Genomic DNA, 16,986 nt, shown 5'->3' on the forward strand with positions numbered 1-16,986 from the left:
GGGTCAGTGGCATCCCGACGGTGCGCAAACTTTCCGCGGGCACAGAAAAGGCGCCGCAGGCAGGAAGCCCCGACGCCTTATCTCGTTTATAAAGCCTGCGGCGCAGCGACGTTAGCCTTATGGCCGAACCCGTGCGCAAGGCAGACAGTAAAGGGAGCGCGAGGGCGATGGCCCTCGCACCTACCCTTCCTTCTTAAAACCCGACCGAATCCAGAGCCTGATCCAGATCATCGATCAGATCCTGCACGTCTTCCAGCCCGACGCTGATGCGCAGCAGGCCCTCGCTCACGCCCATAGCGGCGCGAATCTCGGGCGAGATGCTGGAATGCGTGGTCGAGGCCGGATGAGTCATCAGGCTCTTCGCATCGCCGATGTTGTTCGAGATATCGATCAGCTTCAACGCGTTCAGCACCGCCATGGCGCGCTCACGCCCGCCGTCGATTTCGAACGAGAACACCGAACCGGCCAGCTTCATCTGCTTCTTCACCAGATCGTGCTGGGGGTGGCTGGGCAGGCCGGGGTGGAGAATGCGGGGCACGCGCTTTTCCAGAGCCTGCGCCACCGTCAGGGCGGCCTGAGCCTGGGCATTGGCGCGCAGGTCCAGCGTTTCCAGCCCCTTCAGCACCACCCATGCGTTGAAGGGCGCAAGGATGGGGCCGGTGTTGCGCTGATAGGGCAGCAGATACTTGTTGATCCACTCGTGGCTGGCGCAGACGGCCCCTGCCAGCACGCGGCCCTGCCCGTCCATCAGCTTAGTGGCGGAATAGGCCACCACATCGGCGCCGAAATCCATCGGGCGCTGCAGGGCGCTGGAGGCGAAGGCATTGTCCACCGCCACCTCGATGCCATGCTCATGGGCCAGATCGCTGACGGCGCGGATGTCGATGATGTCCATCGTCGGGTTGGCGGGGGTCTCGAAGAAGAACAGCTTCGTGTTGGGGCGGATCGCGTCCTTCCACGCGTCGAGGTCGCGGCCATCGACCAGCGTGGTTTCGATGCCGAAGCGGGGCAGCAGGTTCTGGGTGATCCACAAGGTGGGACCGAAAGCGGCGCGCGCCATCACAAGGTGGTCGCCCATCGACAGGCGCGAGAGCAGCACGCTGCTCATGGCGGACATGCCGCTGGCCTGCACGCGGCAGGTTTCGCTGCCTTCCATCAGGGCGATGCGCTCTTCCAGCATCATCACCGTGGGGTTCTGGGTGCGGGCATAGGTCATGCCCGGCTCCTGCCCGGCAAAGCGCGCGGCGGGCGTCTCGGCATCCTCGTAGCAATAGCCCGAGTTGACGAAGATCGCCTCGCTGGTCTCGCCCATCTCGCTGCGCCAGGTGCCGCCGCGCACGGCGCGGGTGGCCTGACGCCAGGTGGAGGTCTGCGAGCGGTCCTGTCCAGTCTTGTGCTTCATGGTCCGCGCTTTAAGCCCGCCCGCCCGGCTCTGCAAGGGCGGCCAAAGTTTGCGTAAAAGATCATAAGGGTACGTTCAGCCGGTGTGTCGGGGCGATGGGCCGGGTGGACAGCAGGGGGCAGCAACCATATGCCTAAGGGGGTATGAACCGACTGCCGATCCCTGCCCCGGTCATCACGCGCGATCCCTTGTGGTGGCAAGTGGGGATCGCGGCGCTGTTTGCCGTGCTGGTGTTCTGGCGTCTGGGCATCCCCTCCAAGCTCTATTTCGACGAGGTGCATTATGTGCCCGCCGCAAGGGCCATGCTGGACGGCGTGCAGGCCAATCCGGAGCATCCGCTCTTCGCCAAGAGCCTGATCGCCTGGTCGATCGGCTGGTGGGGCGACACGCCTTTCGCATGGCGCCTGCCGAGCGCCGTGATGGGCGTGCTGGGGCTGTTTTCCTTCGGGCGGATGATGTGGTGGGCCAGCGGTCAGCGTTTTGCCGCCATCGCGGGGATGGTGCTGCTGGGCAGCGATTTCGCCTGGCTGATCCAGAGCCGCATCGCCATGCTGGATATGGTGATGGCAGGCATGGCGATGCTGGCGCTGTGGATGCTGGCCGCTGCCACCGCCCTGCCCCGCGCCGTGCCGCCGATTGCGCGGCGCTGGCGGCTGGGTGTGGCAGGGATGGCGCTGGGCCTTTCTCTTGGCGCGAAATGGAGCGCCTTGCCGCTGGTGGCGCTGATCATCGGTGTGCTGATCGCCACGCGGCTGCTGGCCAGCGTGCGCAACTGGACGGGCGGGACGATGGTGGCCCCCACCCCCGGCGTGCCGACACAGGAATTGCTGGGCTGGTTGCTGGGCGTGCCGCTGCTGGCCTACATGCTGACATGGGTGCCGGGGATGCTGTGGCATGAGGGCGCAGTGCCGGTCTTCGGGCTGATCGACTGGCATATGCAGATGGTGCATCTGCAATCGAGCGTGACCAAGCATCACCCCTATCAATCGGTGTGGTGGCAATGGGTGATCGATCAGCGGGCGATCTGGTATTTGTATGAGAAGGTCGATGGCGCGCAACGCGGCGTGATGCTAATCGGCAATCCCTTCACCATGCTGGCGGGGCTGCCCGCTCTGGGCTGGTGCCTCTATGCGGGGATGGCGCGGCGCGATGCGGCGGGGCGGACGGCCCCGCTGATGGCGGTGGCGGCCTATGTGGGCACGCTCTCGCTGTGGCTGGTGGCCGACAAGCCGGTGCAGTTCTATTACCATTATCTGCTGCCCGGCAGTTTTCTGGTGGCGGCGCTGGCGCTGATGCTCGACGCTCTATGGCGTTCGGGGCGCGACGGGCGCTGGGCGGCGCTGGGCGCTCTGGTGCTGGCGGTGGGCACCTGCCTGTGGTTCTGGCCAATCCTGACCGCGCAGCCGCTCAAGGATGCCATGAGCTTCCAGCACTGGATGTGGCTGGACAGCTGGCGCTGATGGCGAAAGCTGCGCTGCACCGGCTCCGCGCGAAGCAAAGGCCCCAGTCACGGAACCGGCACAGGCCCCCAGACAGGCCCGCCTGTCACCTGCGCCTCAGCGGATGACGCCACGGGCCTGATCACGTCTGGCATCCACATGCGAGAAGGTCTCGCCACGCATGATGCGAACTTCATAGGCACGGAAACGGGCGCGGTCGTCGCGGTCCGGGTAAAGCACCCAGGGCCTGCTTTCGGCGACGGCGGAATCGCTGGCGATCGCGCGGGCGGGCAGCCTGTCCTTGCCTTTCATGCCGGCGGTGGCGGCGCCACCGACCAAACTCACAAGGACGGCAAGCCCCAGGATGCTTCCAGATCGACGCATCGGCATACCTCCTTGGTCGGGAGACTCCTCTTCACAGACGAGTCATTCGCCTGTGAAAGTTGGTATGCCGTAATCTGCTTGAACGCAGGGTGAGGCCCGGTGTTAGGCCCCGTTCAGAATTGCTGACCGGTCAGAAACGGCAGGATCAGTTGCCGTACTTACCCCAGACGAACTTCGAACTCAGCGCGAAATTCCACACCGAGGCCAGCACGATGCCCACCAGCACGGCGATCACATCGCTGATATGCATGCGCTTGAGCGCCGCCGTGGCGCCGATGTTGGTCAGCAGACCCAGCGAGCAGGTCAGCGCGAACTGGAACCAGCCCTTGAGAATGCGGCCCACGCCGCGCAGGCGCTTGTCGGCATAGGTCAGCTCGTTGTTCAGCACGAAGTTGAACGTCATCGCCGTGACCGCCGCGATGGTGTTGGCGATGTTGAACGTGAGCGCATCGGCATCCCAGTGGCCATATTTGAACGGCTCGCCCAGAATGCCCGTCAGCACCACCCACAGGATCGCGAACTGCACGATGACGCCCAGGGCCCCCACCGTGCCGAACAGCGCAAAGCGGGTCGGAATGATGCGGCCCAGCCACTTGTCGTAAAGACCGATGAGAAATTCGAACACGACGGTGCGATCCAGCTTGCTCTCACCCTCTTCGCGGGCAGCGAAGTTCAACGGGAACTCCTTGACGCGCAGCGGGGCATCGACGGTGGCGAGAATATCGAGCAGGATCTTGAACCCCACACCCGACAGGCGATGCGCATCGGCGCGCAGAGTGGTGCCGCGCAGCATGAAATAGCCGCTCATCGGGTCGGAAAGCTCCACCCCCGTCACGCGGCGCGCCAGCGCATTGGCGAAACCCGAAGCCTTGACGCGATCAGGGCGGCCCCAGGCATCGGTGCTGGCGCCCTCGGCGAAGCGGCTGGCATAGGCCACGTCATACTCGCCGCTTTCGATGGCGGCCAGCATCTGCGGCAGCAGCTTGGGATCGTGCTGATGGTCGGCATCCATCACCGCCACCACGGGGGCGGCGGTGGAGCACATGCCCTCGATCGCGGCGCTGGCCAGGCCGCGCCGACCGATCCGCTGGATCACGCGGATGCGCGGATCTTCCTGATTGATGGCGCGGGCCTCATCGGCGGTGCCGTCGGGGCTGTTGTCATCGACGAAGATGGCTTCCCAGCCGATATCGCCCAGCGCGGCATCGAGGCGCGCCACCAGCTTGCGCAAATTCTTGCGCTCGTTCAGCGTGGGCAGAACGATGGCCAGCTGCAGGCGCTGCGCCGGAGCAGACGCCACAGGTGCGGACGAGGAAAGATCGGTTTGCGTCATAAGATAGAAATTGGCCTGTGCCTGATCGAGGGGCGGGACGTCAACTGCCGCCTTGGAAACGTCCCGCTCTCGTGCAGTTTATGCTGTTAAAGGTTAAAGGCGCGCCAGAACGGCATCGCCGATGTCCGATGTGGAGGCGCTGCCGCCCAGATCGCCGCCACGGATGCCATCGGCCAGCGTCCTGGCCACGGCGGCCTCGACCCGGTCGGCCGCTTCGGCCAGACCCAGCGAGTGGCGCAGCAGCATCGCCAGCGACAGGATCGTCGCCATCGGATTGGCCTTGTTCTGGCCGGCGATGTCGGGCGCGCTGCCGTGGATCGGCTCATACATGCCCAGCGTGCCATATGCGGTCTGGCGCTCGCCCAGCGAGGCCGAGGCCAGCAGGCCGATCGAACCCACGCACATGCTGGCCTGATCGGAAAGAATGTCGCCGAACAGATTGCCGGTGACCACCACGTCGAACTGGCCGGGGCTCTTCACCAGCTGCATGGCGGCATTGTCGACATACATATGGGTCAGCTCGACATCGGGGTATTCGGCCGAAACCTCGATCACCACATCGCGCCACAGCTGGCTGGTTTCCAGCACATTGGCCTTGTCCACGCTGCACAGCTTCTTCTTGCGGCCCTGCGCGGCGCGGAAGGCGGTGTGAGCGATGCGGCGCACCTCATCCTCGGCATAGGACATCATGTCCCAGCCCTGACGGCGGCCATCCTCAAGCGTGCGGGTGCCCTTGTCGCCGAAATAGACGTCGCCGTTCAGCTCGCGCACGATCAGCAGGTCGATCTCGCGCGCGACCTCGGGGCGCAGCGCCGAAAAGCCTTCCATCCCTGCGAACAGCGTGGCCGGGCGCAGGTTGGCGAACAGGGTCAGTTCCTTGCGCAGGCCCAGAATGGCCTGCTCGGGGCGCAGCGCGCGCTCCAGATGGTCGCAGGAAAAATCACCCACCGCGCCGAACAGAATGCCGTCCGCGCGGCGCGCGATCTCCAGCGTGGTTTCGGGCAGCGGATGACCCTGATTGCGATAGGCGACACCGCCCACATCGCCGAATTCCAGCTCGATCCCGGGCAGAGCGAGCGCCTCAAGCACGCGCAGCGCCTGCTGAGTCACTTCAGGACCGATGCCGTCACCGGCGAAAACCGCAATTTTCATAGAGGGATCGTCCCTTCCTAGCTGTCAATCTTGCCCAGCCGCTCGCGCAGCCTTTCGCGCGCCCCCATAACATCGTGGCGTTGATCGGCAAGCACATAGCGCGCCAGAGCCTCGCCGATCCGGTCAAAACCCTGCATCACCGCGCTCCATTCCGCCCCGCCCAGCAGCAGGCGTTGCCCATCCATGCCCGCGCCGAACCTTGCGCCATAGCCCATCTCGCGCAGCATCAGCGCCTCGTAAGCGATCAACCCCGGCGCCCAGCCTCTTGCCGATGGCGCCGAACAGATGGCATCGAGCAAGGCCTCCAGGGCATCATAGAGCGCGGGATAAGGTTGCCGTTCAGGCAGAGCGCTGGCCGTCAGCACGCAGACCCAGCCAATGGCGGCGGCAGGCAGAGGCTCGGCCAGAAACGGCGCGCGGCTGTGGGTGAGCTCGATCCTGGCGCCGGGCATCTGCCCTTCGATCCGCGCGCGCAGCTCGCAATCGAGGCCATTGCCCGGGATCAGCACCGGACGCAGCGCCCTGCCCCTGCCGCCCGAAACGTAAGCCGTGGTCAGGCCGTGCCCCGGCGTCATCAGCCGCGCGATCACGCCGATTTCGCCGTGAGGCCGGGCAGAGCAAAGAATGGCAGAGGTACGAAGGAGCATTTTTGCGGCTTAGAGAAGGAAGAAGGACAATGCGAGGGGGTTACCCCCTCGCGCTCCCGGAATGTCTTCCGGCGGTCAGGTCGTGGCACCGAAACCTCGCGCCCCGGCTCTCCACCTGCACAATCCAAAGCGCCGCAGGCAGGTCATCTTGAATCAAGGGCTGCGCCAACACTGTTCAGGCCTGCGGCGCCGCAACGCTGCTCCATCGCCGAACCCGAAGCGCAACGAAGACACTAAAGGGAGCGCGAGGGCGCCCCAGCTTGTCGCCTGCGACAAGCGCACGCTTATGGCCCTCGCATTTATTGTCTTCACGTCCTTTACCCCATACCCCCACCCGCCTATCGCCCCGACCATGACCACCGCCTCCCCTTTCCGGACAGAACTGCGCGAAACGCTGAAGCTGGCCCTGCCTTTGGCGGCGGCCAATGTTTTGCAGATGGCGGTTTATGCCATCGACGTCATTTTCGTCGCCCGTCTGGGGCAGAGCCAGCTGGCCACCTCGTCACTGGCCGTCAGCCTGTTCGGCCTGCTGGCATGGAGCTTTTCCGGGCTGACGGGCGCTGTCGCCCCGATCATGGCCGCCGAGCTGGGCCGCAAACGCCATGCCGTGCGGGAGATCCGCCGCTCGGTGCGGATGGCGCTGTGGCTGTCGGTGGGGTGTGGGTTGCTGGGCGTGGGCATCTGCACGGCCAGCACCGGTTTCTTCCGCCTGACGGGACAAAGCCCGCATCTGGCGACGCAGGCCGGGGCCTTCATGCATATCCTGCAATGGGCGATGATCCCGCTGATTGCCGCCAATGTGCTGCGGACTTTCGTCTCCACACTGGGGCGGCCGGTGTTCGCCACGGCGATCACGGGGCTGGCCATCGCGGTGAATGCTTGCGGGAATTACGCGCTGGTCTTCGGGCATTGGGGCGCTCCGGCGCTGGGGCTGAGCGGGTCTGGCATCGCCAGCGTCATCACCGCCTGCGCCACGCTGCTGGCCTATGCCGTGATCATCGCGACAGACCGCCGCCTGCGCCGCTATCGCATCATGGGCCGCTGGTGGCGCAGCGAGACCACGCGCCTGCTGGAAATCCTGAAGCTGGGGCTGCCGATCTTCTCCACCGTGCTGGCCGAGGCAGGCCTGTTCGGCGGCGCGGCCTTCCTGATGGGCCGCATTGGCGAGCTGGAGCTGGCCGCTCATGCCGTGGCGCTTCAGGTCGCCGCCTTCACCTTCCAGCTGCCAATGGGGCTGGGTCAGGCCGCGACGATCCGCGTGGGCTATCATTACGGCGCGCGCGATGTGGCGGCGATGGGCCGTGCGGGCTGGGCCGCCATTGCGGTGGGGCTGGGCATCGCCTGCATCAGTTCCGGCGCGATGCTGGGCATGCCTGTCACCATTCTGTCAGCCTATGTGGATACCAGGGATGTGGCCAATGCCGCGATGGTGGCGCTGGCGGTGCGGTATCTGTCTGTCGCGGCGGCGTTTCAGCTGGTCGATGCGGCGCAGGCGGTGGCTCAGGGCGCCTTGCGCGGCTTGCAGGACACGCGCTGGCCGATGACCATCGCGCTGCTGGGCTATTGGCTGCCGGGCTTCGGCACGGCGGTGGTGCTGGGCTTTTTCACGCCTCTGCGCGGCATGGGTGTGTGGATTGGCCTTGCTATCGGGCTGGCGGTGGTGGCCACGCTGCTGCTGATCCGCTGGAGTCGCCGAGAGAAACTGCGGCTGACGGCGGAACGCTAAAGCATTTGGCCCTGCCTTTGTTTCGGGCCGCCTAAAAATTGCGACGCCCGCCCTTGACGGCCCCGAGGCAGCGACCCATATCCCGCTCATTGGCACTCTCCATGAGGGAGTGCTAACCTAAAGTTCACTCACTTGAGAGAGGTATCTCAATGTCCTTCCGTCCCCTGCACGACCGCGTGCTGGTCCGTCGCGTTGAAGCCGAAGAGAAGACCGCCGGCGGCATCATCATCCCCGACAGCGCCAAGGAAAAGCCCGCCGAGGGTATCGTGGTTTCGGTCGGTTCGGGCGCCCGCGCCGAGAACGGCACCGTCACCCCGCTGGACGTCAAGGCTGGCGACCGCGTGCTGTTCGGCAAGTGGTCGGGCACCGAGATCAAGGTCGCGGGCGAAGATCTGCTGATCATGAAGGAAAGCGACATTCTGGGCGTGATCGGCTGATTCAAGCCGCCCCTGGAATCTCCAAGTCTCACGAAATTCAAAGGAATTCATAATGGCTGCCAAGGACGTCAAGTTCGGCCGCGACGCGCGCGAACGTATCCTCAAGGGCGTTGACACCCTTGCCGACGCTGTGAAGGTGACCCTGGGGCCCAAGGGCCGCAATGTGGTGATCGAGAAGAGCTTCGGCGCCCCCCGCATCACCAAGGACGGCGTTTCGGTCGCCAAGGAAATCGAACTGAAGGACAAGTTCGAGAACCTGGGCGCCCAGATGCTGCGCGAAGTCGCCAGCAAGTCGAACGACAAGGCCGGTGACGGCACCACCACCGCCACCGTGCTGGCCCAGGCCATCGTGCGCGAAGGCCTCAAGTCGGTTGCCGCCGGCATCAACCCCATGGACCTGAAGCGCGGCATCGATCTGGCTGCCGCCGCCGTCGTCAAGGATCTGGCCGACCGCTCGAAGCCCGTTTCGGGTTCGGCGCAGGTTGCCCAGGTCGGCATCATCTCGGCCAATGGCGACGTGGAAGTCGGCGAGAAGATCGCCGAAGCCATGGAGAAGGTCGGCAAGGAAGGCGTCATCACCGTTGAAGAGGCCAAGGGTCTCGAATTCGAGCTGGACGTCGTCGAGGGCATGCAGTTCGACCGCGGCTATCTGTCGCCCTACTTCGTGACCAACCCCGACAAGATGACTGTCGAGCTGGAAAACCCCTACATCCTGATCCACGAGAAGAAGCTCTCGTCGCTTCAGTCGCTGCTTCCCATTCTGGAAGCCGTGGTGCAGTCGGGCCGTCCCCTGCTGATCATCGCCGAGGACATCGAGGGTGAGGCTCTGGCCACGCTGGTCGTCAACAAGCTGCGTGGCGGCCTGAAGATCGCCGCCGTCAAGGCTCCCGGCTTCGGTGACCGCCGCAAGGCCATGCTGGGCGACATCGCCACGCTGACCGCCGGCGAGATGATCTCGGAAGATCTGGGCATCAAGCTCGAGACCGTCACCCTGACCATGCTGGGCCAGGCCAAGAAGGTCACGATCGACAAGGACAACACCACCATCGTCGATGGCAACGGTGCTGCCGAGGACATCAAGGGCCGCGTGGAGCAGATCAAGGCGCAGATCGAGGTCACGACCTCGGACTACGACCGCGAGAAGCTGCAGGAGCGTCTGGCCAAGCTGGCTGGCGGCGTCGCTGTCATCAAGGTCGGCGGTTCGACCGAAGTCGAGGTCAAGGAGCGCAAGGATCGCGTTGACGATGCCCTGCACGCCACCCGCGCTGCCGTTGAAGAAGGCATCGTCCCCGGCGGCGGTACGGCTCTGCTGTATGCCACCAAGGCTCTTGAGAACCTGAAGGGTGCCAACGAAGACCAGACCCGCGGCGTGGACATCGTCCGCAAGGCGATCTCGGCCCCGATCAAGCAGATCGCCGAGAACGCTGGCGTCGACGGCGTGCTGGTTGCCGGCAAGCTGCTCGACCAGTCGGACGAGACGCTGGGCTTCAACGCCGCGACCGACGTCTATGAAGACCTGCTGGCCGCCGGCGTGATCGACCCCACCAAGGTCGTGCGCACCGCGCTGCAGAACGCTGCCTCGGTGGCCGGCCTGCTGATCACGACCGAAGCCGGTATCGTCGAGAAGCCCGAAGACAAGCCCGCCATGCCCGCAATGCCGGGCGGCGGCATGGGTGGCATGGATTTCTAAGTCCAACGCCATCTGCTGAATGAACGAGACCCGGAGGGAGACATCCCTTCGGGTTTTGTTTTTTCAGAAAAGGGACAATGCGAGGGTCATAACCCTCGCGCTCCCTTGAATGTCTACCTCGCGCCTCGGTTCGGCCTTGCGCCACGTCGCAGCGCCGCAGGCAGCGAGATTTCGTAAAACACTGTGCTAGGAACATTTCTGCCTGCGGCGCATTTCCCCGCGCAGGTGGATAGGCTGGGCACTCGGATCGGGTGCCATTGCCCCGGCGTCGGAAGACGTTTCGGGAGCGCGAGGGTGTAACACCCTCGCATTTTCCCTTAACTTCTATTTGGTTCCCCCCTTCATCGCACCCTTCGCGCGCCTTATCGCGTGACTCTATATCAACCCTATAAGTTGGGTTAACCCAACGGCAGGGTCATTGTGGCATAAGCAGAATCATGCACAGTCTTCGTTTCCGTCTGATGGGTATGGCACTGCTGGCCGGAGCGCTTCTGGCGCCGCCCGCCGCTGCCGACGATCTTGAGCGCGCCTTTGACCGGGCCTTCCAGATCAAGCCTGCTCCGCCCGGTGGCCTGCCGCCCGGCACGGTGCTGCCCGGCGGCGTTCTGCCCGCCCCTGCTCCGGCGACGCCCGGTTCGGTCGTGCCTTATGGCAATGGCTTCGAGGCGCGGCTGGCCAGCGTGGCCAATGCCGCGCATGGGCGCATTGGCGTGGCGGCGGTCGACCTGTCGAACGGCAAGGGCATTTCGGTGATGGGCGACCAGCCCTTCCCCATGGCCAGCACGGTCAAGGTGGCCATCGTCGCCACCTTCCTCGATGGCGTGGATCAGGGCAAATTCCGCCTGACCGACCGTTTTCCGATCATGATGCCGCTGCCCTCGCGCCCCGGCTCGGGCCCCGCGCCTCAGCGTGAGGGGCCGATCTATTCGGCCACGCAACTGATCGACATGACGATCATCCATTCGAACAACCACGCCACCGACGCCATTCTGGCGGCGATTGGCGGCCCGAAGGCCGTGGATCGCTGGCTGCACAAGGCAGGCATCGGCGGCATGCGGATCGACCGCGATATCGCCACGCTGGTGCGCGATGACGGGCTGGTCAATCCGGCCACCACCATCGATCTGCGTGACAGCACCACGCCTCAGGCCATGGCGACGCTGCTGGCGGGGCTCTATCAGGGCCAGTGGCTCACCCCGGGCAGCCGCGCCGTGCTGCTCTCGGCGATGAGCCGCTGCGCCACCGGCACGCATCGCATGCGCGGGCTGCTGCCCAATGACGCGATTGTCGGCCACAAGACCGGCACGCTGAACAACACGGCCAGCGATGTGGGCATCATCCGCACGGCGGACGGGCGCAACATCGCCATCGCGATCTATGTGACGGGTCAGGGCAGCAAGCCGGGCCGTGATTCGCGCATCGCCTCGATCGCGCGCACCGTTTACGAGGGCTATCAGCCGCAGCTGACCGCCCTTCGTGACAATGGCATGCGCGACGGCGGCATGCATACAAGCGCCATCGCGCGGTAACCTTAACGATCTTTTTATGTCGCAAGGGCGCCGGTGGTTACCATCGGCGCCCTTTTTCGTTGTGCGACCTATGCCTGGAAGACCTGCCTGATGATCCCTGATCTGGAAACGGAACGCCTGCTGCTCAGACCTGTCGTAGCCGAAGATGCCCCGGCAGTGCAGAAGCAGTTCCCTGATTGGCGGATCGTGGAATTTCTCAATCCGCTGATCCCCTGGCCCTACCCGGCGGACGGCGCCGAAACCTTCCTGCGCGATGTGATCCTGCCCCGCATGGCCAGCGGCGCGGCCTGGCAGTGGTCGATCCGCCTGAAGAGCGCGCCCGACAGGCTGGTGGGCGTCATTTCGCTTCAGGATGGCGAGCAGGACAATCGCGGCTTCTGGCTTAACCCTGATCTCTGGGGCCAGGGGCTGATGGGCGAGGCCTGTGAAGCCGTCACGGCCTTCTGGTTTGAGACGCTGGCCAAGCCAGTGCTGCGCGTACCCAAAGCCATGGCCAACATCGCCTCGCGCCGGATTTCGGAGAAAACGGGCATGCGGGTGATCTGGCAGGGCGAGCGCGATTTCGTCTCAGGCCGTCATCCGACCGAAATCTGGGAAATCACGCGGGAGGAATGGCTGGCCTTGCGTGGCCGCTAAAAACCCCCACCGGAAGCAGGCAAAAGAAAAGGCGCGTGGATTTCTCCACGCGCCCAATCTCTTCTAATCTTTCGCGCGAAGGCGCGGAAAAGATTAGTTGCTCGAGGCAGCCGAGGTGGCGTCCACCGAAGCAGCCGAGTCAGCCGACACGGCGGTGTCAACAACGGTGTCAACCGATTCAGCCGAGGTGGCGGGAGCTTCGGTCTTGCCGCAAGCCGACAGGGTCAGAGCGGCGCCAGCGACGGCAGCGGCGAGAATGATCTTGCGCATGATGTATTCCTTGAACAGCGAGTGGACCACGCGCGACACCCTCCACTGGGGGTGGAGCGCCGTGCGGAAAGCCTACCGCAGGAGTAGACTTCGTCAGCCAGATAATCACCTTGGGCCTGCGATGCAAGCGCTAGTCGCGTCGAGATACGACAACTCGTCGCGGTGCAGCATGATAATTTAACCACAGGCAAGGTGAACAAGCCCCCCGGAAGGCGGCTTTTCGTGTGCCTCAACAGGGGGTATGACGGTGGCGATATGAACCTTCCAGAAACAGCACCCGCCCTTCTCCCCCTCGCTGAAAATGCGCCGGAAAACTGCGCAACCGAGGGGCGCAGCCGCTGCCATCTCTATCTGGTGGACGGGTCGGCCTATATCTTCCGCGCCTATCACCGGCTGCCCCCGCTCACCAATCCGGCGGGCGTGCCAGTGGGGGCGGTCTATGGCTACACCACGATGCTGTGGAAACTTGCCGAAGACCTGCACAAGGCCGACGGACCCACGCATTTGGCGGTTATTCTGGACAAGGGCAGCAAAAGTTTCCGCAATGACATCTATGCCGATTACAAGGCGAACCGCCCGCCGCCGCCCGAGGATCTGGTCCCCCAGTTCCCGCTGATTCGCGAAGCGACGCGCGCCTTTTCCCTGCCCTGCATCGAGGAAGCCGGGCTTGAGGCCGACGATCTCATCGCTTCCTACGCACGCGCCGCCGTGGCGCAGGGCTGGGACGTGACGATTGTGTCCTCCGACAAGGATCTGATGCAGCTGGTGGGCGACCATGAAAGCGGCGCGCGCATCGACATGCTCGACACGATGAAAAACCTGCGCATCTTCCTTCCGGAGGTCGCGGAAAAATTCGGTGTAACGCCCGAAAAGGTCGGTGACGTGTTGGCGCTGATGGGCGATTCGGTGGATAACGTGCCCGGGATTCGCGGCATCGGCCCCAAAACGGCCACGAAACTGATCGTCGAACATGGCGATCTCGAATCAGCCTTGGCCGCCGCGCCCACCATGAAGGCCAGCAAGCTGCGCGACAGCCTGATCGAGCAGGCCGATATGGCCCGCCTGTCGCGCGTGCTGGTGGCGCTGAAGGAGGATGCGGCGCTGCCGATGCCGCTGGACGACTTCAAGCTGGGCCAGATCCCGCCCGAGCCTTTGGCTGCGTTTTTGAGCGAACATGGCTTTTCCAGCCTGCTCAAGCGTCTGGATGGCGGACGCGGCAGCCCTGAACGTTCGACGCAGTTGCATCCCGCCAAACCCGCCAATGCTGCGGCTGCCCCTGCCGCTCTGGCCGGGCCTCAGGCCCCCGCCGCTTTGCCTGCCATCGATGTGGAGGGCTATGATTGCGTCACCACATTGGACGCTCTGGACAGCTGGATCGCGCGTTGCTTCGCCGCCCGCGTGGTCGCCTTCGACACCGAAACCAGCGCTCTGGATGCGATTGGTGCCGATCTGGTTGGTGTCAGCCTGTCGATTGGCGCGGGTCAGGCCTGCTACATCCCGCTGGGCCATGGCGGCACCGATATGTTCGCCGAAAAACCCGAGCAGATCGACCGTAACACCGCTCTGGCGCGGCTCAAGCCGTTGCTGGAAAGCGATGCGGTGCTCAAGGTCGGCCAGAACGCCAAGTATGATCTCAACGTGCTGGCGCGCTTCGGCATCACCGTGGCGCCGCTCGATGACACGATGGTCATCAGCTTCGATATGGACGCCGGGCGCAGCGAGGATGGCATCGGCGGCGGCCATGGCATGGACGAACTGGCGCGCCGCCATCTCGATCACACCTGCATCTCCTTCAAGGAGGTCTGCGGCACCGGCAAGAAGGCGATCAGCTTTGCCGAAGTGCCGCTGGCCCGCGCCACGCAATATGCCGCCGAGGACGCCGAGGTGACCTGGCGCCTGCACCGGCTGCTCAAACCGCGCCTCTCGCATGAATCGGCCACGCGCATCTATGAACGTGTCGACCGCCCGCTGATCCCGGTGGTGGCGGGCATGGAGCGCCGCGGCATCCGCGTGGACCGCGAGAAGCTGGCGGGTCTCTCCTCGCAATTCGCCGAGGCCATCGGCGCGCTGGAAGCCGAGGTGCATGAACTGGCCGGTCAGCCCTTCACCATCGGCAGCCCCAAGCAGCTGGGCGAGATCCTCTTCGACAAGATGGGCCTGAAGGGCGGCAAGAAGGGCAAGACCGGGCAATATTCCACCGACCTCTCGGTGCTGGAAAAGCTGGAGGCCGAAGGCGTGCCCATCGCGCGCAAGGTGCTGGAATGGCGCCAGCTTTCCAAGCTGCGCTCGACCTACACCGAGGCGCTGCAGGCCGCGATCAGCCCGGTGACGGGGCGTGTCCACACCTCCTATTCGCTGGTGGGCGCGCAGACCGGGCGCCTCTCCTCCACCGAGCCCAATCTGCAGAACATTCCCATCCGCACCGAGATCGGGCGACAGATCCGCGACTGTTTCGTCGCCGATCCGGGCCATGTGATTCTCTCGGCGGATTACAGCCAGATCGAGCTGCGTCTGGCCGCGCATATGGCCGATGTGCCCGAGCTGAAGGCGGCCTTCGCGGCGGGGGCGGACATTCACGCCGCCACCGCGCAGGAGCTGTTCGGCCATGTCGACCGCGAGACGCGCGGGCGCGCCAAGACGATCAACTTCGCCATCCTCTATGGCATCAGCCGCTGGGGCCTCGCGCCGCGTCTGGGCGTCACGCCCGAGGAAGCGCAGGCCATGATCGACACCTATTTCCAGCGCTTTCCCGGCATCCAGCGCTACATTCACGACACGCTCTCCAGCGTGCGCGAGAAGGGCTATTCGGAGACGCTGTTCGGCCGCAAATGCTGGTTCCCGCGCATCGGCTCGAAGAATCAGGCCGAGCGCCAGGGCAGCGAGCGCGCCGCGATCAACGCCCCGATCCAGGGCACCTGCGCCGACATCATCAAGCGCGCCATGGCCCAGATGGAGCCGGCGCTGGCCGAAGCGGGCCTGCCTGGTGTGAAGATGCTGCTGCAGGTCCACGACGAACTGGTCTTCGAAGTGCCCGAAGGCGATGTCGAAGCCGCCAGCGCGGTGATCCGTCAGGTGATGGAGCAGGCCGCCCTGCCCTCCGTCACCAGCGGCGTGCCGCTGGGCGTGGAAATCGGCAAGGGGGCAAGCTGGGGCGCAGCGCACTGATGGTGCTTCATCCGCGCTTCAGGCGGGGCGCGGCAGAGGCGCGGGCATGATCCCCCGCATCGCGCTCAAACCCATGGACCTGCATCCGATCGCGCTGGCCACCAATGCGCTCGATCCCGACCAGTTGCCCTCATCCTCCGAGGTGATGCACTGGTCGGGCCGCCTTACCCACGCCACGGTGGCGGCGGGCAGCGCGGTGCTGATGGCGCTGGCGCTGCACGGCGTGCTGTTCGCGCTGCTGCGGCGGCTGGGACGCCGTTCCCAGAACCACACCGAAGTCGAGGTGGCCAGCGGCTTTAACCAGTCCGTGCGCTGGTCCTTTGTGGCCGTCGGCATCTCCATTGCCGCCGATGCGGACCGCATGGTGGCGCATATCTGGATGGCTCTGGCGGGCTTTATCGTGCCGGCGCTCACCGGATGGGTGATTTACGCTGGCGTAAAGACCAGCGCGGAGCTGCTCAGCGCCCGCATCCTCACCCATGATGACGAGATGACCGCGCGCAGCCGCTCGACGCGTATCACGCTCCTGTCGCGCTCACTGGGCTTTGTGATCATCTTTGTTACCGTGGCGATGATCCTGCTGGGCTTTCCGGCGGTACGGCATGTGGGCGCCACGCTGATCGCCTCGGCGGGCCTGATCGGTCTGGCCATGGGCGCCGCCGCCCAGCCTGCTTTGAAATCCTTGGTGGCGGGCATCCAGATTGCCCTCACCCAACCCATTCGCATCGGCGACTATGTGGTGGTGGACAGCGAAAGCGGACGGGTGGAGGACATCCGCCTCAGCTATGTGGTGATGCGCACCGGTGACGAGCGGCGGCTGATCATCCCCACCGCGAAATTTCTCGACACCAGCTTCCAGAACTGGACGCGGGTGGGCGGCATCACCGGATCGGTGGTTCTGCCGATCCGCCCCGGCTTCGCCATCGAGCCTATGCGCACGGCCTATCTGGCGGCGCTGGGCAGTCATCCGGACTGGGACAAGCGCACAGGGCAATTGCAGGTTTCCGAGGCCAAGGTCGGCTTTGTCGAGATCAAGCTGGTGATGAGCGCCGCCGACCCCAATGCGCTGGGCGGCCTGCGGCTGGCGATGCGCGAGACCATGCTGGAATGGCTGCGTGAGCATCAGCCCGATTCGCTCTGCATGACCACCTGACTCGCGAGCCATATCGGCTTTTT

14 protein-coding genes are annotated in these 16,986 nt (G+C 64.8%); 8 read left to right on the plus strand and 6 right to left on the minus strand.

Translation table 11 applies throughout. The features are described 5' to 3' along the window. Positions 1–193 precede the first annotated feature (193 nt). Positions 194–1,402: a trans-sulfuration enzyme family protein gene (locus SR3_RS28055; protein WP_068093973.1), complete on the minus strand. Its 1,209-nt coding sequence runs from the start codon at positions 1,400–1,402 to the stop codon at positions 194–196. Positions 1,403–1,545: 143 nt separating this feature from the next. Between SR3_RS28055 and SR3_RS28060 the strand changes: the two genes are divergently transcribed. Beyond that, a complete protein-coding gene (locus SR3_RS28060) occupies positions 1,546–2,862 on the plus strand; it encodes a dolichyl-phosphate-mannose--protein mannosyltransferase (protein WP_068093977.1) in 1,317 nt (438 codons plus the stop codon). Between the two features lie 96 nt (positions 2,863–2,958). On the opposite strand, the gene SR3_RS28065 is transcribed toward SR3_RS28060, so the two are convergent. The 4 genes from SR3_RS28065 to recO form a co-directional block, all read right to left on the minus strand. Next, entirely contained in the window at positions 2,959–3,231 is a 273-nt protein-coding gene (locus SR3_RS28065) for a hypothetical protein (RefSeq protein WP_157099170.1), read from the minus strand. 139 nt (positions 3,232–3,370) lie between these two features. After that, a complete protein-coding gene (locus tag SR3_RS28070; RefSeq protein WP_068093984.1) occupies positions 3,371–4,558 on the minus strand; it encodes a glycosyltransferase in 1,188 nt (395 codons plus the stop codon). A gap of 93 nt (positions 4,559–4,651) precedes the next feature. Next, on the minus strand, positions 4,652–5,710 hold the full coding sequence (gene leuB, locus SR3_RS28075) for a 3-isopropylmalate dehydrogenase (protein WP_068093987.1): 1,059 nt from the start codon (positions 5,708–5,710) through the stop codon (positions 4,652–4,654). A gap of 17 nt (positions 5,711–5,727) precedes the next feature. Beyond that, positions 5,728–6,357, minus strand: a complete 630-nt coding sequence (gene recO, locus SR3_RS28080; RefSeq protein ID WP_068093988.1) for a DNA repair protein RecO — start codon at positions 6,355–6,357, stop codon at positions 5,728–5,730. Positions 6,358–6,709: 352 nt separating this feature from the next. On the opposite strand from recO, the gene SR3_RS28085 reads away from it, so the two are divergent. From SR3_RS28085 to SR3_RS28105, 5 genes are all read left to right on the plus strand, one after another. Beyond that, on the plus strand, positions 6,710–8,083 hold the full coding sequence (locus SR3_RS28085) for an MATE family efflux transporter (protein WP_068093992.1): 1,374 nt from the start codon (positions 6,710–6,712) through the stop codon (positions 8,081–8,083). A 149-nt stretch (positions 8,084–8,232) separates the two neighbouring features. Then, positions 8,233–8,520, plus strand: coding sequence for a co-chaperone GroES (groES, locus tag SR3_RS28090; protein WP_068093994.1), 288 nt, complete (start codon positions 8,233–8,235; stop codon positions 8,518–8,520). Between the two features lie 52 nt (positions 8,521–8,572). Further along, the gene (groL, locus tag SR3_RS28095) at positions 8,573–10,210 is read left to right on the plus strand and encodes a chaperonin GroEL (protein ID WP_068093996.1); all 1,638 of its coding nucleotides are present in this window, start codon (positions 8,573–8,575) and stop codon (positions 10,208–10,210) included. A gap of 437 nt (positions 10,211–10,647) precedes the next feature. Then, a complete protein-coding gene (locus SR3_RS28100) occupies positions 10,648–11,739 on the plus strand; it encodes a serine hydrolase (protein WP_084456007.1) in 1,092 nt (363 codons plus the stop codon). A 90-nt stretch (positions 11,740–11,829) separates the two neighbouring features. After that, positions 11,830–12,375 (plus strand): GNAT family N-acetyltransferase, encoded by a 546-nt coding sequence (locus SR3_RS28105; protein WP_068094008.1) that lies wholly within the window; start codon positions 11,830–11,832, stop codon positions 12,373–12,375. A 93-nt stretch (positions 12,376–12,468) separates the two neighbouring features. Here the strand turns inward: SR3_RS28105 and SR3_RS28110 are convergent, their stop codons facing one another. Beyond that, positions 12,469–12,645, minus strand: coding sequence for a hypothetical protein (locus SR3_RS28110; protein ID WP_157099171.1), 177 nt, complete (start codon positions 12,643–12,645; stop codon positions 12,469–12,471). Between the two features lie 255 nt (positions 12,646–12,900). Here SR3_RS28110 and polA point away from each other — a divergent pair, with 255 nt between their 5' ends. Continuing rightward, positions 12,901–15,810: a DNA polymerase I gene (gene polA, locus SR3_RS28115; RefSeq protein ID WP_084456008.1), complete on the plus strand. Its 2,910-nt coding sequence runs from the start codon at positions 12,901–12,903 to the stop codon at positions 15,808–15,810. Positions 15,811–15,856: 46 nt separating this feature from the next. Further along, the gene (locus SR3_RS28120) at positions 15,857–16,963 is read left to right on the plus strand and encodes a mechanosensitive ion channel family protein (RefSeq protein ID WP_068094004.1); all 1,107 of its coding nucleotides are present in this window, start codon (positions 15,857–15,859) and stop codon (positions 16,961–16,963) included. Positions 16,964–16,986 lie beyond the last annotated feature (23 nt).

The organism is Novosphingobium rosa NBRC 15208 (assembly GCF_001598555.1).
In the GTDB taxonomy this organism is placed as follows: domain Bacteria; phylum Pseudomonadota; class Alphaproteobacteria; order Sphingomonadales; family Sphingomonadaceae; genus Novosphingobium; species Novosphingobium rosa.

Bases quoted from the DNA above. Each gene is read 5' to 3' on its own strand.
- SR3_RS28105 (WP_068094008.1), top strand. From the start codon at position 11,830: ATGATCCCTGATCTGGAAACGGAACGCCTGCTGCTCAGACCTGTCGTA.
- SR3_RS28100 (WP_084456007.1), top strand. From the start codon at position 10,648: ATGCACAGTCTTCGTTTCCGTCTGATGGGTATGGCACTGCTGGCCGGA.
- SR3_RS28085 (WP_068093992.1), top strand. From the start codon at position 6,710: ATGACCACCGCCTCCCCTTTCCGGACAGAACTGCGCGAAACGCTGAAG.
- groES (WP_068093994.1), top strand. From the start codon at position 8,233: ATGTCCTTCCGTCCCCTGCACGACCGCGTGCTGGTCCGTCGCGTTGAA.
- SR3_RS28070 (WP_068093984.1), bottom strand. From the start codon at position 4,558: ATGACGCAAACCGATCTTTCCTCGTCCGCACCTGTGGCGTCTGCTCCG.
- SR3_RS28055 (WP_068093973.1), bottom strand. From the start codon at position 1,402: ATGAAGCACAAGACTGGACAGGACCGCTCGCAGACCTCCACCTGGCGT.
- leuB (WP_068093987.1), bottom strand. From the start codon at position 5,710: ATGAAAATTGCGGTTTTCGCCGGTGACGGCATCGGTCCTGAAGTGACT.
- SR3_RS28060 (WP_068093977.1), top strand. From the start codon at position 1,546: ATGAACCGACTGCCGATCCCTGCCCCGGTCATCACGCGCGATCCCTTG.
- polA (WP_084456008.1), top strand. From the start codon at position 12,901: ATGAACCTTCCAGAAACAGCACCCGCCCTTCTCCCCCTCGCTGAAAAT.
- SR3_RS28110 (WP_157099171.1), bottom strand. From the start codon at position 12,645: ATGCGCAAGATCATTCTCGCCGCTGCCGTCGCTGGCGCCGCTCTGACC.
- SR3_RS28065 (WP_157099170.1), bottom strand. From the start codon at position 3,231: ATGCCGATGCGTCGATCTGGAAGCATCCTGGGGCTTGCCGTCCTTGTG.
- recO (WP_068093988.1), bottom strand. From the start codon at position 6,357: ATGCTCCTTCGTACCTCTGCCATTCTTTGCTCTGCCCGGCCTCACGGC.
- SR3_RS28120 (WP_068094004.1), top strand. From the start codon at position 15,857: ATGATCCCCCGCATCGCGCTCAAACCCATGGACCTGCATCCGATCGCG.
- groL (WP_068093996.1), top strand. From the start codon at position 8,573: ATGGCTGCCAAGGACGTCAAGTTCGGCCGCGACGCGCGCGAACGTATC.